The sequence below is a fragment of the Thaumasiovibrio subtropicus genome (genome assembly GCF_019703835.1).
Taxonomy (GTDB): Bacteria; Pseudomonadota; Gammaproteobacteria; order Enterobacterales; family Vibrionaceae; genus Thaumasiovibrio; species Thaumasiovibrio subtropicus.
Genome location: NZ_AP023054.1, coordinates 103,125 through 118,342 on the forward strand (window position 1 = coordinate 103,125; position 15,218 = coordinate 118,342).

At 50.3% G+C, this 15,218-nt stretch carries 16 protein-coding genes; 12 read left to right on the forward strand and 4 right to left on the reverse strand.

The window, feature by feature from the left end:
- Window positions 1-318 precede the first annotated feature (318 nt).
- From coxB to TSUB_RS00495, 4 genes are read left to right on the forward strand one after another with little or no spacing between them, the layout of a single operon-like run.
- On the forward strand, window positions 319-1,395 hold the full coding sequence (coxB, locus tag TSUB_RS00480) for a cytochrome c oxidase subunit II (protein ID WP_087023491.1): 1,077 nt from the start codon (window positions 319-321) through the stop codon (window positions 1,393-1,395).
- A gap of 11 nt (window positions 1,396-1,406) precedes the next feature.
- Window positions 1,407-3,038 (forward strand): cytochrome c oxidase subunit I, encoded by a 1,632-nt coding sequence (gene ctaD / locus TSUB_RS00485; protein ID WP_414718351.1) that lies wholly within the window; start codon window positions 1,407-1,409, stop codon window positions 3,036-3,038.
- Window positions 3,039-3,049: 11 nt separating this feature from the next.
- The gene (locus TSUB_RS00490; protein ID WP_087023305.1) at window positions 3,050-3,571 is read left to right on the forward strand and encodes a cytochrome c oxidase assembly protein; all 522 of its coding nucleotides are present in this window, start codon (window positions 3,050-3,052) and stop codon (window positions 3,569-3,571) included.
- Window positions 3,572-3,586: 15 nt separating this feature from the next.
- A complete protein-coding gene (locus TSUB_RS00495) occupies window positions 3,587-4,456 on the forward strand; it encodes a cytochrome c oxidase subunit 3 (RefSeq protein ID WP_087023306.1) in 870 nt (289 codons plus the stop codon).
- 4 nt (window positions 4,457-4,460) lie between these two features.
- Here TSUB_RS00495 and TSUB_RS00500 read toward each other — a convergent pair whose 3' ends face one another.
- Complete coding sequence (locus TSUB_RS00500) at window positions 4,461-4,667, reverse strand: DUF2909 domain-containing protein (protein WP_087023307.1); 207 nt, start codon at window positions 4,665-4,667, stop codon at window positions 4,461-4,463.
- A gap of 19 nt (window positions 4,668-4,686) precedes the next feature.
- Here TSUB_RS00500 and TSUB_RS00505 point away from each other — a divergent pair, with 19 nt between their 5' ends.
- From TSUB_RS00505 to dinF, 5 genes are all read left to right on the forward strand, one after another.
- Complete coding sequence (locus tag TSUB_RS00505) at window positions 4,687-5,370, forward strand: SURF1 family protein (RefSeq protein WP_159064962.1); 684 nt, start codon at window positions 4,687-4,689, stop codon at window positions 5,368-5,370.
- Window positions 5,367-5,912, forward strand: a complete 546-nt coding sequence (locus tag TSUB_RS00510) for a hypothetical protein (protein WP_087023311.1) — start codon at window positions 5,367-5,369, stop codon at window positions 5,910-5,912. The genes TSUB_RS00505 and TSUB_RS00510 overlap by 4 nt, the downstream gene beginning before the upstream one ends.
- Window positions 5,913-5,920: 8 nt before the next feature.
- Window positions 5,921-6,922 (forward strand): COX15/CtaA family protein, encoded by a 1,002-nt coding sequence (locus TSUB_RS00515; RefSeq protein ID WP_087023313.1) that lies wholly within the window; start codon window positions 5,921-5,923, stop codon window positions 6,920-6,922.
- Window positions 6,909-7,796, forward strand: a complete 888-nt coding sequence (gene cyoE, locus TSUB_RS00520; RefSeq protein WP_087023315.1) for a heme o synthase — start codon at window positions 6,909-6,911, stop codon at window positions 7,794-7,796. Before TSUB_RS00515 ends, cyoE begins: the two co-directional genes overlap by 14 nt.
- Before the next feature lie 203 nt (window positions 7,797-7,999).
- Window positions 8,000-9,361 carry an MATE family efflux transporter DinF gene (gene dinF / locus TSUB_RS00525; RefSeq protein ID WP_087023317.1) on the forward strand — a complete coding sequence of 454 codons (1,362 nt, stop codon included), beginning with the start codon at window positions 8,000-8,002 and terminating at the stop codon, window positions 9,359-9,361.
- 53 nt (window positions 9,362-9,414) lie between these two features.
- Here the strand turns inward: dinF and nfuA are convergent, their stop codons facing one another.
- Window positions 9,415-9,999, reverse strand: a complete 585-nt coding sequence (nfuA, locus tag TSUB_RS00530; RefSeq protein ID WP_087023319.1) for a Fe-S biogenesis protein NfuA — start codon at window positions 9,997-9,999, stop codon at window positions 9,415-9,417.
- A 105-nt stretch (window positions 10,000-10,104) separates the two neighbouring features.
- Window positions 10,105-10,797 carry a ComF family protein gene (locus TSUB_RS00535; protein WP_087023321.1) on the reverse strand — a complete coding sequence of 231 codons (693 nt, stop codon included), beginning with the start codon at window positions 10,795-10,797 and terminating at the stop codon, window positions 10,105-10,107.
- A gap of 45 nt (window positions 10,798-10,842) precedes the next feature.
- Between TSUB_RS00535 and bioH the strand changes: the two genes are divergently transcribed.
- From bioH to TSUB_RS00550, 3 genes are all read left to right on the forward strand, one after another.
- Window positions 10,843-11,619: a pimeloyl-ACP methyl ester esterase BioH gene (gene bioH / locus TSUB_RS00540; RefSeq protein ID WP_087023323.1), complete on the forward strand. Its 777-nt coding sequence runs from the start codon at window positions 10,843-10,845 to the stop codon at window positions 11,617-11,619.
- Window positions 11,620-11,785: 166 nt separating this feature from the next.
- Window positions 11,786-12,136, forward strand: coding sequence for a hypothetical protein (locus TSUB_RS00545; RefSeq protein ID WP_087023325.1), 351 nt, complete (start codon window positions 11,786-11,788; stop codon window positions 12,134-12,136).
- Between the two features lie 130 nt (window positions 12,137-12,266).
- Window positions 12,267-12,725: an ATP-dependent Lon protease gene (locus tag TSUB_RS00550; RefSeq protein ID WP_087023326.1), complete on the forward strand. Its 459-nt coding sequence runs from the start codon at window positions 12,267-12,269 to the stop codon at window positions 12,723-12,725.
- Between the two features lie 2 nt (window positions 12,726-12,727).
- Here the strand turns inward: TSUB_RS00550 and TSUB_RS00555 are convergent, their stop codons facing one another.
- Window positions 12,728-15,058 (reverse strand): Tex family protein, encoded by a 2,331-nt coding sequence (locus TSUB_RS00555; protein WP_087023328.1) that lies wholly within the window; start codon window positions 15,056-15,058, stop codon window positions 12,728-12,730.
- Window positions 15,059-15,218 lie beyond the last annotated feature (160 nt).

The window sequence follows — 15,218 nt, forward strand, 5'->3', positions numbered from 1 at the left end:
TATCTGCAATTAAGATCACTGTTTGTGTTTGATTTGGTGATTTTTTGCCCGCTTCAAGTTGTCCTTTTTCAATTTCCTGACCTAAGTTGAATGTAAATAAAGTGTTAAATTTACTAAGTGTGTTTCTTGTTAGTTAAGGCAAGTATGCACTGAATTGCCTGTTTGTGCGGGCTTTTCATGTTCTAACTCACGCATTTTGGTGGGAAGGATAGGGAGGTTGGGGTGAGAGTGTGTCGTCTGTTTATTGGGGAATGGCGTTGGAAATTGTCCGCGTTATTCGCGACTGTATTGGTTAGCTTTCCAGCGCTCAGTGAGGAAATGCGCCTAAACATGACGCCGGGTGTCACACAGGTGAGCCAGCAAGTATACGAATTGCACATGACGATTTTCTATATTTGTGTCGTGATTGGCGTGGTGGTGTTCGGCGCGATGTTTTGGGCGATATTTCATCATCGGAAATCGCGGGGTGCGGTCGCAGCGAGCTTCCATGAGAGCACAAAAGTGGAGATATTGTGGACCGTGATTCCCTTTGTCATCTTGATTGGGATGGCGATTCCCGCCACGAAAACCCTTCTCGCCATGGAAGATACCACTGACCCTGACATGACGATTCAAGTAACAGGCTCGCAATGGAAGTGGCATTACCGCTATTTCGACGATGAAGTCGAGTTCTTCTCTCTCCTCGCGACACAAACTGCCGAAATCGAAAACGACAAAGACAAGCGAAAGAACTATTTGCTGGAAGTCGATAGACCCTTAGTTGTCCCTACTGGGCAGAAAATTCGTTTCCTCATCACATCGACTGATGTCATCCACTCATGGTGGGTGCCAGATTTTGCCGTGAAGAAAGACGCGAACCCCGGCTTTATTAATGAAGCATGGACACGGGTTGATGAGCCGGGGATCTATCGGGGTCAGTGTGCCGAGCTTTGTGGTAAGGACCACGGTTTCATGCCGATTGTGGTGATAGCCAAAGCGCCCGATGACTATCAAGCATGGCTACAACAGACCAAAGCAGAGCAACAACAAGCGCGCGAGGAAGAACAACGTCTACTCTCGATGAACATGGAGATGGATGAGCTGATGGCGCTGGGTGAAAAAACTTATGTCGCACGCTGCGCGGTGTGCCACCAAGCCAATGGACAAGGGATAACGGGCGCATTCCCAGGGCTTGCTGGCCAAGGGGTCTCAGTGGATCCCAATGGCAAGCTTGAGCACCTGAGTGTTGTGATACATGGCAAGCCGGGCACAGCGATGCAGGCATTTGGTCCGCAATTGAGTTTGAAAGAGTTAGCCGCCGTTATCACCTATGAGCGCAATGCTTGGGGGAACAACACGGGCGATACGGTGCAGGCTGCAGAAGTGCAGGCAGTGTTAAATGGCGATTCTTTATAGGGAGCAACGTGATGAGCGATACATTGCCTGAAAATGAAGCAATAGGAAAAGACGGCCAGCAAAGTACCATCGTGGATGATCATCACGATGACCACCATCATCATGGACCCACTGGCATCATGCGCTGGGTGCTAACGACAAACCACAAAGAGATCGGTTCGCTCTACTTGATGTTCAGCTTTGCGATGTTTCTGGTCGGTGGTGCGATGGCGATGGTCATTCGCGCAGAACTGTTTCAGCCTGGTCTACAACTTGTCGAACCCAACTTTTTTAACCAGATGACCACGGTACACGGTTTGATCATGGTGTTTGGCGCGGTGATGCCGGCTTTTACAGGGCTCGCTAACTGGATGATTCCGATGATGATCGGTGCGCCAGACATGGCATTGCCACGGATGAACAACTGGAGTTTCTGGATTCTGCCGTTTGCCTTTTTGATGCTGTTGATGTCGCTCTTCATGGAAGGGGGAGGGCCAAACTTTGGTTGGACCTTCTATGCGCCCCTCTCGACGACGTATAGCCCGGAGAGCACAGGTCTGTTTGTTTTTGCTATTCACATCATGGGAATCAGTTCCATCATGGGCGCGATCAATGTGATTGTGACCATCATGAACTTGCGGGCACCAGGCATGACTTACATGAAGATGCCGCTTTTTGTTTGGACGTGGCTCATCACGGCGTTTTTATTGATTGCCGTCATGCCAGTGCTAGCAGGTGCGGTCACCATGGTGCTGACAGATAAGTATTTTGGGACTAGCTTCTTCGATGCGGCAGGTGGGGGAGACCCAGTCCTTTTCCAGCATATTTTCTGGTTCTTTGGACACCCTGAAGTCTACATCATGATACTGCCGAGCTTCGGTATCATTTCAGCCATTGTCCCTGCCTTTTCTCGCAAAAAGCTATTTGGTTACGCCTCCATGGTTTACGCAACAGCGTCGATTGCGGGCTTGAGCTTTTTGGTGTGGGCACACCATATGTTTACCACAGGTATGCCCGTCGCAGCTGAGTTGTTCTTTATGTATTGCACCATGCTGATTTCGGTGCCCACTGGGGTGAAAGTGTTTAACTGGGTAGCGACCATGTGGCGCGGCTCGCTAACCTTTGAGATGCCGATGATGTTTGCGATTGCCTTCATCGTGCTCTTCACCATTGGTGGCTTCTCCGGACTGATGCTGGCAATTACCCCTGCAGATTTTCAATATCATGATACCTATTTTGTCGTCGCGCATTTCCACTATGTGCTCGTTTCTGGCGCCATCTTTTCGATTATGGCGGCGGCGTACTATTGGTTGCCGAAATGGACTGGGTATATGTATGACGAGCGATTGGCCAAGTGGCATTTCTGGTGCTCGATCATTTCGGTCAATGTACTGTTTTTCCCGATGCACTTCTTAGGTCTTGCTGGCATGCCACGCCGTATTCCAGATTACGCATTGCAGTTTGCAGATATCAATGCTGTTGTCAGTATTGGCGGCTTTGCCTTTGGCCTCTCGCAACTGATCTTCCTCTGGCTCGTGATTAAGTGCGCGCGAGGGGGTGAGAAGGCGGCGGCGAAACCTTGGGACGGCGCTGAAGGATTGGAGTGGACGGTACCATCGCCTGCGCCGCTACACACATTTGAAAAGCCACCCAAGATTGATTAGTAGGCACGGATATGGCGAACGACACGCGACGCTCCACATGGAAACTGGTCTTTGCAGCACTAGGGATGTTTGGCTTTGCCTATGCCTTAGTACCGCTTTATGACGTGTTTTGTGAAGTGACTGGCATCAATGGAAAAACAGAAGATGCGCCAAGTGTGGTCAGCCAAGAGATTGATACGAGTCGTGAGGTAACCGTGGAGTTTGTTGCCTATACCAACCCCAGCTTGCCTTGGCAGTTTGGTCCTGAAGTGAAACGCTTGACGGTGCATCCCGGCGAAACGCACACGATCGCTTATGCGGCCAAGAACATCGGTAGTCAGGATGCAGTAGGACAAGCGGTGCCTTCTGTGTCTCCGGGTCTGGCGGCAAAACACTTCAATAAAATTGAATGCTTCTGTTTTAATCGGCAGCCCTTGCAAGCAGGGGAGTCTGCCTCATTGCCACTGATTTTTTATATTGATCCTGAACTACCTGAAGAGATATCGACGTTGACGCTGGCTTATACCTTATTTGAGTCGCCGTCATCTGAGTAATGAACGAGGTTAATTATGTCGAACCAGCATGAACACTATTATGTTCCCGCGCAAAGCATCTGGCCTATTGTTGGCGCGGTTGCACTATTTCTGATTGCATTGGGGGCTGGCTCCACCGTTGGCGGCATGTTTGGCGGTAATGGCCCGTGGGTGTTGGTCACTGGCGTCGGCATTCTGCTCATCATGCTCTTTGGTTGGTTTCGTGATGTGATTCATGAGTCGATGTCGGGGCTCTACAGTGCCCAAATGGATCGTTCATTTCGTCAGGGAATGAGCTGGTTTATTTTTTCTGAGGTGATGTTTTTCGCCGCCTTTTTTGGCGCGCTATTTTATGCGCGGATGATTGCGGTGCCATGGTTAGGCGGAGCCGGTAACAATGCGATGACGCATGCAGTACTTTGGCCGGATTTCATTGCGATGTGGCCGTTAACCACAACCCCTGATGGGACGGAGACGCAAGGAATGGGGCCGATGGGTTTGCCGCTGATTAATACCCTGATTCTATTGACGTCATCGGTGACCGTCCACATTGCGCATGTGGCGATCGAGAAAGGCAATCGCCAACGGCTAACCTTATTCCTGTTGCTTACTGTGTTGCTTGGCGCGTTGTTCGTTTACTTTCAAGCCGAAGAGTACATTCACGCTTATCAAGAGATGAACCTGAAACTGGACTCGGGCATTTATGGCAACACCTTCTATCTACTCACAGGTTTTCATGGTCTTCATGTCACCATGGGCACCTTGATTCTCTTCATTGTTTGGCTACGTGTCGTGAAAGGCCATTTTACCACCGAGAATCACTTCGCGTTTCAAGCAGGCGCTTGGTATTGGCACTTTGTTGATGTGGTTTGGTTGGGCCTTTTTGTCTTTGTTTACATCTTATAAAGCGTTAATACGGCCGCGGATTTGGCGTGATCATGCCTGTCGCCATCGCAACCAATAACAGGGCAAATATAAGCACTGAAAAAATCAGGCGTTTGCCAAGAAAGTGAGAGAGGGGTTGGGCTTGTTTTCCTTTCAGTAACGCGGGTAGGGCGCGAAACAGATTCAGGATAACAAACACGAGCAAGATGATGAGTAAGGCTTTAATCCACACAGGCACTCCATTGAGGAAATTGACGTTTGCTCTTTTCACTCTGGTTGCGGTTGCACTGCTCGTCAAGCTAGGGATGTGGCAATTATCACGCGCTGAAGAAAAAGCGCGGCTGTCGTCTCAGCTCAATGCGCGTTCAGAGCAAGTTTATCGTGATGTCTCTCTGTTGCCGGAAGATGCGGCCTTTTATCGGCTCGAGGTTGAAGGGGCATTGAGGGGCGTGACGCCCATTTGGTTAGATAATCAGATTTTCCAAGGGCGAGTTGGCTATCAGTTACTTTTTCCTTTTCAAACTGCGGATGGTTGGTTGTTGATTAATTTAGGCTGGGTTGCCGCACCCACATCACGGGATAGGCTGCCGACTTTGCCTGACAACGTGAGCCGCGCGGTCGAAAAAAGCCTCAAGGTAAGCGGTTTACTTTCGCCTCCTAGCGCGAATGTTGTGTTGGCGGAGAAAACAGACGAGCGGTTTGTCGATGGGATAAGAGTACAGCGCGTCGATATTGCTGATTTAGCGGCGCGTTTAGACATATCACTGTTGCCTTATTTGTTGCATATCGATGGTGCGCATCCTATTGCGCAACAACCTATCTGGCAGCCGACGGTGATGTCAGCTCAAAAGCATATTGGTTATGCAGTGCAGTGGTTTTTGATGTCACTCGCTGTGGCTGTGTCGGGCTTCATCTGGTTAAGGAGATCTCGATGAGACGATCGTTGAACTTGTGGCTGTTGTTATTGGCCTTTGTTGCCCCTATTGCAATCGCATGGGCGATGTTGCGTTTCCAATGGTATGAAGGCGGCGTGACTAATCGCGGTAACTTGCTGCCATCGCCTGTCGCAATGAGCTGGCTGCAGCCAGAACAACCGCAATGGCAACTTGTGTATCAACAACCACAAGCTTGCGACCCTTTGTGCCAAGGCGCGCTGTTTAATTTGCGCCAAGTTCCCCAAGTGATTGGTGAAAGTGAGCAGCGATTACAAAGTACCTTGCTACTGGGTGAGACAGAGGCTGCGACAAGCGCGGCATCGACTGAGTTAAGCGCGGCGCAAGTCAAAGCGATGACCGAAACCCAGCAGGTTGAATGGGCGGCCCTACCCTTTGGGGCTGAGGCGATTTATATCGTTGATCCTCTTGGCAATATCATGATGGCTTATCCCTTAGTGGAAGGCAAAGAAGCCATCTTGAGCCAAGGTAAAGATATCGTGCGTGATTTAAAGCGGTTACTGAAAGTCTCGAAAATCGGCTAGGAGGCAATATGGCTCTCTATCGTCATTGGTTGCTTATTGGTGTGTTGTTCGGCGTTATTGTGGTTGGACTCGGCGCATTTACGCGGTTAACTGAAGCGGGTTTAGGCTGTCCAGATTGGCCGGGTTGCTATGGCTTTCTCACTGTCCCAAGCAGTGCTGCTCAGCTAGAGCAGGCGGCGGCGCGCTATCCTGAGGTGCCCGTTGAAGCGAGTAAAGCTTGGTACGAGATGATTCACCGCTACTTTGCAGGCATGTTGGGGCTGTTGGTGTTGGGGTTGGCTGTGGTGGCATGGCGTACTGGAAAACCTCTGTTATTGCCCTTGAGCACATTAGGTCTTGTGGTTTTTCAAGCCATGCTGGGGATGTGGACGGTGACCATGAACCTCAACCCTTTCATTGTGATGGCGCATCTTCTTGGTGGCTTTGCCACAGTCTCTCTGCTGTGGTGGCAGTGGTTGAGGTGCCATGAGAAACAACAAAAGCCACCGCCTTCGCGTGTGAGAAATGTCGGATTTGCGGCACTGTTTGTTGTCATTGCGCAGATTGCGCTGGGTGCTTGGACATCCACCAACTATGCGGCCTTGGTGTGCACTCAGCTCCCGCTTTGCGAGGCGGATTGGCAAACCATGTATGATCCTAGCGCGTTTGCTCTTGTACAACCGCCGCATGATACCTATCAATATGGAGTGCTCGATTATGGTCAACGGGTCACGATTCATGTCACGCATCGTATTGGTGCTGGGGTGACCTTGCTGGTGATGCTGGGGTATCTGTTTTTGTTGAGTCGACAACAGACTTCCCCTTCGGTCTGGGTGATCCCGTCTGTGGTGTTAGCTGTTCAGATAGGCTTGGGCATCAATAATGTCGTCTCTATTCTCCCACTCGCCAATGCCGTTGCTCACAATGTGGTCGGGCTTGGACTGTTGTTGAGCGTGCTTTACACCTTTCATCCTCTTCGGCTCTCTCAGTCGGTAACAGCATTAAAAGGAGGTGCTTATGGCAAAGTCTGATTCCCTACTTCTTCCCACTTCAATGGGGTGGCGTGATTATCTGACGATGACGAAACCTAAAGTCGTTGCCATGCTATTACTGACCGCTTTGGTTGGGATGTGTCTCGCGATGCCAGCATTGCCGCCTTGGCACGTCATGGTGATTGGCCTGTTGGGTATCGGCTTTCAGTCGGCCGCCGCTGCGGTGTTTAACCATGTCCTCGATCGGCGTATTGATAAGCAGATGGCGCGTACCCACCATCGCCCATTAGCCAAAGGACGTGTGGCGACTAGCAATGCAGTCACGTTTGGTGTGGGCTTGATGGTATTGGGGTTTGTGCTGCTATACAGTTTAAATGCACTGACCGCTTGGTTAACGTTTGCCAGTTTGATTGGCTATGCATTGGTGTATACCGTTTGGCTTAAGCATGCTACCCCACAGAATATTGTGATTGGTGGATTGGCCGGTGCAGCGCCACCTCTATTGGGGTGGACAGCGGTGACCGGGGAGATCCATTCCTATGCGTTGATTCTCGTGATGCTGGTTTTCACTTGGACGCCACCCCATTTTTGGGCGTTAGCGATTCACCGCCGTGATGACTATGCGCGGGCGGGTGTGCCTATGCTGCCGGTGACACACGGTATTCACTTTACTAAGACCATGGTCTTGCTCTACACCTTGATTCTGTTTGCGGTTGGATTATTGCCTTGGCTGACGGGAATGAGTGGTCTGTTTTACCTTGTAGTGGCGAGTGGTGCTAACCTTGCCTTTATCTATTATGCACTCCGCTTGAAGCTTGCCAGTGATAATGCGTATGCGTGGCCGACGTTCAAGTTCTCTATTTGGCATCTGATGATTTTGTTTATCGCCCTATTGGGTGATCACTATCTTTGATTTGGTCGCGAAACCCTTAAAACAGCGCCTCACTGATTATCTATGTTGAGGCGCGAGTATGGGACTGAGGAGCGAGTCCGCTCTCTCAATGGCGTCTGGGTTTTCTCATTCCAACTCGCGCTTAGCGCGATTTATCTCTGTTCGACAATTCTGCCTGATAATCTCGGTTTGATTCAGTACACTATGCGCCATCTTTACTACGCATGGCTGAGAAGAACTTGGCAAACTTCGCATTCTTATCTCAACTCTCACTGCATCGTCAGGTGTTTGTCTTAGCGTTACCTATGGTGCTCTCTAACATCACTGTGCCGTTACTTGGCTTGGTCGATGCGGCTGTGATTGGGCACCTTGAACACAGTTGGTATTTAGGTGGTGTGGCCGTCGGCGGCACCATGATCAGCGTAACGTTTTGGTTGTTAGGCTTTCTACGGATGGCGACGACAGGACTCAGCGCCCAAGCATTTGGCGCGAGAGACGGTCACCAGCAGGGGCGAGTGTTAGTACAGGGTTTGATCATGGCATGGGGCTTTGCCTTGGCCTTACTGCTGATTCACCCTTGGGTCGCGGATGCGGTTATGTACTTCTCAGATGCCAGTGAGGCGGTGAAGTTACATGCGGAGTCCTACTTCTCTATCCGTATTTGGGGAGCACCGGCAGCGCTTGCAAACCTTGTGTTAATGGGGTGGTTGCTTGGGTTGCAAAATGCGCGTGTTCCTATGTGGCTATTGATCATCACCAATGCGGCTAACATCGTTTTCGATTTGCTGTTTGTGCTTGTTTTCGATTGGAAGGTTGAAGGTGCGGCGGCAGCGTCGGTCTGTGCTGAGTATCTGGGTTTCTTGATAGGGATGCGGTTTGCATTAGGTGAATGGCGCAGGTTGAATCTACCCAAAATTTCACAATTGGTCAGTCACAGTGTGGAAGGGCTAGGTCGTTTTGTTAGACTCAATCGCGATATCTTTTTACGCAGCTTAAGCTTACAAGCGGCTTTCACCTTTATGACCTTCCAAGGTGCCAGTCTGGGGGATGACATTGTTGCGGCCAATGCCGTACTGATGAGCTTTTTAATGCTCATCTCTTTTGCTATGGATGGATTCGCTTATGCCATCGAGGCGATGGTGGGCAAAGCCGTTGGGGCGAAAGATCGGCGTGAACTTTGGTATGCCATGGTGATCACCACGTTATGGAGCGGTGTGATTGCGCTGGGTATTGCCTTGGTCTTTGGTCTACAGGGGCAAGCGATTATTGGCTTGATCTCGTCGATTGATGTGGTGCAGCAGCAAGCTAGTCAGTATTTGCCATGGTTAGTGGCCATGCCGCTAGTGTCCATGTGGTGTTTTCTCCTCGATGGTATCTTTATTGGCGCAACACGAGGCAGAGAAATGCGCAACAGTATGTTTTTGGCGAGCTGTTGTTTTTTCTTGGTGTGGTGGCTTTGCAGCGCGTGGGGGAATCATGCGTTATGGGCAGCGATGCTGAGCTTTATGGCGATGCGCGGGTTAACGCTGGCTTGGGTCTTTTGGCGTCATTGGCAGGCTGATACCTTTTTGGTGACAGAGCGGTAATCTGCCTACAAAAAAAGCGCTGAAAACTCAGCGCTTTTTAAATCGAATGGGCATTAGTAGTAGGAGTGCTCACCACGAGAGTGCTCAGTCACATCACGCACACCGGTTAACTCGCCTTCGAACTGCGCAAGTAACTGCTTTTCAATCCCTTCTTTCAGGGTGACATCGACCATAGAACAGCCGTTACAGCCGCCGCCGAACTGCAAAATTGCGACACCATCTTCGGTGATTTCAACGACACGCACGTTACCGCCGTGACCTGCAAGTTGTGGGTTTACCTCTGTCTGAATGATGTAATCAACACGTTCGATCAGTGATGCATCATCAGCCACTTGGCGCACTTTCGCGTTTGGCGCTTTCAAGGTTAACTGTGAACCCATCTTATCCGTAGCGAAATCGATCTCCGCATCTTCTAGGAACGGAAGACTGGTTTCATCAATAAACGCGGAGAAGTGCTCATATTTGATTTCTGTATCCGACGCTTCTACGGCTTCTGGAGGACAGTAAGAGACACCGCACTCAGCACTTTGAGTACCTGGATTGACGACGAAAACACGGATGTTTGTGCCTTCAGTTTGCTGCGCCAGTAGTTTTGCAAAATGGGCCTGAGCCTCTTCGGTAATAATAATCTGTGACACGACGAATACCTGACTTTTCCAGTATGTTTTATACCCATTCTACTCCTAAGTCAGCCATCTATCACCCCTAAATTGCTCAGGTTATTGTTGCTATCCGTGACGAGACTATTGTGCTGGGGTACGGCTTAAACAATAGACATCAACCCGCTGCGCCCCCGCTTCATGGAGCAGGCCAGCGAGTTGATTCGCGGTAGTGCCTGTGGTGACAACATCGTCGACAATTGCCACGTGTTTCGCTATCCCAGTTGAACAGTGAAGACGAAAAGCCCGCTTGAGATTGGTTAATCGGGCTTTCTTATCGAGGGACTGTTGCGGCGCTGTATGGCGTTGGCGTTTCAGTACATTGGCATTCACTGGGATTTGTAACACTTGACCAAGTGCCTGTGCCAGTAAGGTGCTTTGGTTGTATCCGCGTTGTAATCGCCGTCGCCAATGCATAGGGACAGGGATAAGCATTTCCGCGGGCGCTGTAATCTTGTCTGCGAGCATGCGTGCAAGTGGTTTAGCCAGCCAAGGTTGGTGTTGATATTTGTAGCGTTTTATCAATTGATCGAGTGGGAACTGATAATGGCCCAAAGCGGTTAAAGTTTGCCATGTTGGCGGCAAACTTATGCATTCGCCACACTGCAACGGATTGCCTGTTGCAGGAAGCCCACAACGCTGGCAATGTTCACTGCCAGTGATATGCGATGTGCACGGTTTACAGCAAAAGGATTCATGCTGCTGTAAGGGTTGATCGCAGAGGTGGCAACCAGTTTCTTGATGGCGAACGTTTTTCTGCGATTGCAGTGTAAGCATGCCGCTTGCTAGCCTTCTAGATTGAAATGAAAAGGAAAAGTGTAGATGACAACGGCGTTTAATTGGCGAACAGAAGGAGAAGGTTCCGATCTGGTTCTCATTCATGGGTGGGGAATGAATGCCGCGGTTTGGCAGCATTTACTGCCTAGTTTAACGCCACACTATCGGGTACATCTGGTGGATTTGCCGGGGTATGGGCATAACCATCATTTAGTGATGGAAGATATTGAAGCCGTCGCCGCGCTATTATTGGCCGAGCTACCCAAAGGGGCTGTTTGGGTTGGTTGGTCTTTGGGTGGGCTGGTTGCTAAGCAGGCAGCACTCATGAATCCGTCAGCACTCGCTGGATTAGTGACGGTTGCGAGTAGCCCATGTTTTGCGGAGCAAGAGGACTGGCGTGGCATCAAACAAGATGTACTGGGTACCTTTAAATCGCAGTTGGCAGAGGATTATCAAGCCTTAATTGAGCGATTTATGGCGATTCAAGCGATGGGGAGCCGAACGGCGCGTCAAGACATCAAGTTGTTAAAAACTGCCGTACTCGATTACCCTCAACCTCACCCGGATGCGTTGCAGCATGGTTTGAATTGGCTTTCAGATATTGATCTTAGAAACCAGTTAGATGCCATCAACTTGCCTTGGTTACGCATGTATGGTCGCTTAGACGGTTTGGTGCCAGTAAAAGTCGCGGCTGAGCTGGATACTGAATTCGTGCATTCGCGCTCCGTTGTCTTTAAGGCAGCCTCGCATGCCCCCTTTATTTCACATCCCGATGAGTTCGTTGAGGCGCTGCGGGCTTTCATGACAGAAAGTCGCCTTTGATGTGATGAAAAATGCAGCTAGTTGGCATTACCTTTGCAAGCGTAATCGCAACGTTAACGCAGTGTTGATGTCATTAATTGGAGTTTGTTGGCACTTTTTTCTCAATTTATGAGCCCAGTTGTCGATAAACTTTAACGAGTCGCTTTGAAGAAGGAGTGTCGGGGTCATGACGATTAATTCGGTCAATGGATCATCTACGCTATATACACCGTCAACGAGCACGCCGACGGTGAAGCCTGCGAGTGGTGAAGAGAAAGCCGTCGAAACAAGCAATAAACTGCCCGATTCCGCAGAGTTGCAACGCAAAGTTGCTGAACTCGAAGCCGCTGATAAAGCCAAAGGTGCAGAAGGCGTTGAGGGTGAAGAAGGTAAAAAGCAGGTGAAGTCCTTCACTTACGGTGCGCTTGGTATGGATCACCCAGACGCGGTGAAAGACAATGATGATGGCGCTTACACGGCAGGACAAGTGTTAAAAGCCGCGGGGACCATTGGCGGTATTATTGCGTTGCTCATCTAGAAATTGAGACGTGGTATGGATAAGCAGATACCACGTGAGTTGCCTATACTTTAACCAGTGAGTTAAACTATTGGGGGTTGGTGAAAACTAACGCCCGTTTCTTGTTACTTACTGATAGCCGAGTATTGGTATGATTGTTTCTCCTACTGTGACAGGTGCGCCGATCATTGCGCCCACCGTGAATGTCCCTACCGAGCAGGTAGCGAGAGATAATCGTGTCCGTGAAAAAATCGTACCGACGACTCAAACTGCTGAGAGTGCAAGCGAGAAAGCCCCGAGCAGTGAAGAGAAGCAACTTAAGAAGCCCGCTTGGGACCCCAGCGAGCACCCTACCTACAATGAAACCCCTATCCACAAGTATGATTTTCGTGGTGACACAGAACTTGATCGTTTGATTGAAGTGTTATCGGCAGGCAGCTATTTTAGTGATGACACCAGCGGTTACACCATGCGCGTCAAGTTACCGCGCGATGTGTTTGAGAAACTGGAACAGTTCAATGCCAGTAATCGAATTAAGGGAGTGGTGACCCATCACTATGCAACGTCATCGGTCCCCAATCCCCCCATTCAATACCTTGTCATTATTTGAGCTTAACGCTTCGCTTTTTTGAAGGCTTCCGCCATGGCACCACCAAACGCATTACCCATAGTGCCGCTGTCGTTGTGACGCGAGCGCGCTGAACGCTGTGGTTTGTTCGGTTGTTGACGACGCTCGTGATTGTCATTGCGGCTAGGTCGCTCTTGTCCCGGCTCATCGTTGAGGCGCATTGACATACCAATCCGCTTACGTGCCAAGTCAACTTCCATCACTTTCACTTTAACGATATCACCAGCCTTCACCACTTCTCGCGGATCGGAGACAAACTTGTCTGACAGCGCAGAAATATGGACGAGACCGTCTTGATGGACACCAACATCTACAAAGGCACCAAAGTTAGTCACGTTGGTGATTACGCCTTCCAATACCATGCCAGGAATCAGATCTTTGACCTCATTCACGCCGTCAGCAAAGGTTGCGGTTTTAAACTCAGGGCGAGGATCGCGGCCGGGCTTATCCAGTTCAGCCAGAATATCGTTGATGGTCGGTAGGCCAACACTGTCAGAGACGAACTCTTTTGGGTTGATGGCGCGGATAAAGTCGCGATTGCCGATCAGCGCGTCGAGAGGCTTCTGCGCTTTTTCCGCCATGCTTTTGACCAGTGAATAGGATTCTGGGTGAACCGCTGACGCATCTAATGGATTCTTACCCTGCATAATGCGCAGAAAGCCCGCACACTGTTCAAACGCTTTAGGCCCCAAGCGACTGACTTTCTTTAAGGTCGTGCGGCTGTCGAAACGGCCATGCTCATCGCGATAGGTCACAATGTTTTGTGCGATGGTGGTATTGAGACCAGCCACGCGGGTTAGCAGTGCCGCTGACGCGGTATTCACGTCAACCCCGACGGCGTTTACACAGTCTTCGACAACCGCATCAAGGCGTTTAGCCAGCAAGCTTTGGCTGACATCGTGTTGATACTGACCAACACCGATAGACTTAGGGTCGATCTTCACCAGTTCCGCCAAGGGGTCTTGCAAACGGCGGCCAATGGAGACTGCGCCACGAAGCGACACATCGAGGTTCGGGAACTCATTGGCGGCGAGCTCTGAGGCAGAATAAACGGATGCGCCGGCTTCGCTGACCATGACACTTTGAATCTTTAAGCCTTGGTCTTTCAACAAATTGGCGACAAAGCTGTCTGTTTCACGGGATGCGGTGCCGTTGCCAATGGCGATGAGGTCGACATTATGTTTTGCGAGTAAGGCGCTGACAGTTGCCGCTGATTGGGCTACTTGGCGCTGTGGTTGATGAGGGTAAATGGTTGCCGTATCGAGCAGTTTCCCTGTGCTATCAACCACGGCAACTTTACAACCTGTGCGTAAGCCTGGGTCCAATGCGAGGGTGCAACGTGGTCCGGCAGGTGCAGCCATCAGCAGGTCTTTCAGGTTGTCAGCGAAGACTTGCATCGCGCCATCTTCGGCTTTGTCACGCAGTGCGCTCATCAATTCGGTTTCCATGTGCAGTGAAATTTTCACTCGCCATGTCCAACTGACGACCTGCTTGCGCCATGTGTCAGCAGGGGCATTGCCTAAGTTCAGCTTATAGTGGTCAATGATGATGACTTCGCAGTATGAGCCCTTTGTTCCCTCTTCTTGGCTAGGGTCAGCATCGAGAGTAAGTTGCAATACGCCTTCATTGCGGCCTCGGAACATGGCGAGCGCGCGGTGTGATGGTACTTTTGACAGGGCCTCATCATGCTCAAAGTAGTCTTTGAACTTGGCGCCACTCTCTTCTTGGCCTGCGATGACGCGCGCGCGCAGGTACGCATTTTGCTGTAGGTAAGTACGGATTTTTTCAAGTAGCGCAGCATCTTCCGCAAAACGCTCCATCAAAATGGCTCGCGCGCCATCCAGTGCCGCTTTGCTGTCTGCCACGCCTTTTTCTGCGTTGATATAAGCGTCGGCGACGTCTTCTGGAGACTGAGAAGGATCTTGCCATAGGCTATCGGCGAGGGGTTCTAGTCCCGCTTCGATCGCAATTTGCCCTTTGGTACGACGTTTGGGTTTGTAGGGAAGATACAGGTCTTCAAGCGTCGTTTTACTCTCCGCACGATGAATGGCGGCTTCCAGCTCTGGCGTTAACTTGCCTTGGTCACTGATCGACTTGAGGATGGTTTGGCGACGATCTGCCATTTCACGTAGGTAACCCAAACGGGTTTCTAAGTTACGTAATTGGGTATCATCGAGGCCACCGGTCACTTCTTTACGGTAACGGGCAACAAAAGGAACGGTGTTACCGTCATCCAGTAGGGTGATCGCAGCGTCCACTTGTTGCTGGCGGACATTTAGTTCAGAGGCAATCACCTGAGAAAGTGTGTTACTCATCCATTGAATCTCATTTTGATTTCAGGCCACTCATTCTACGGAGGCGTTAGCAGCTGGCAAGCTCGATACGGTGCTCCGTCAGTGAAAATTAGGTGATTTTTTTCCTATTCGTGACCTTGCGTGGTGTCGATGATAGGGTGGTATAAGTGTTATCAATAAT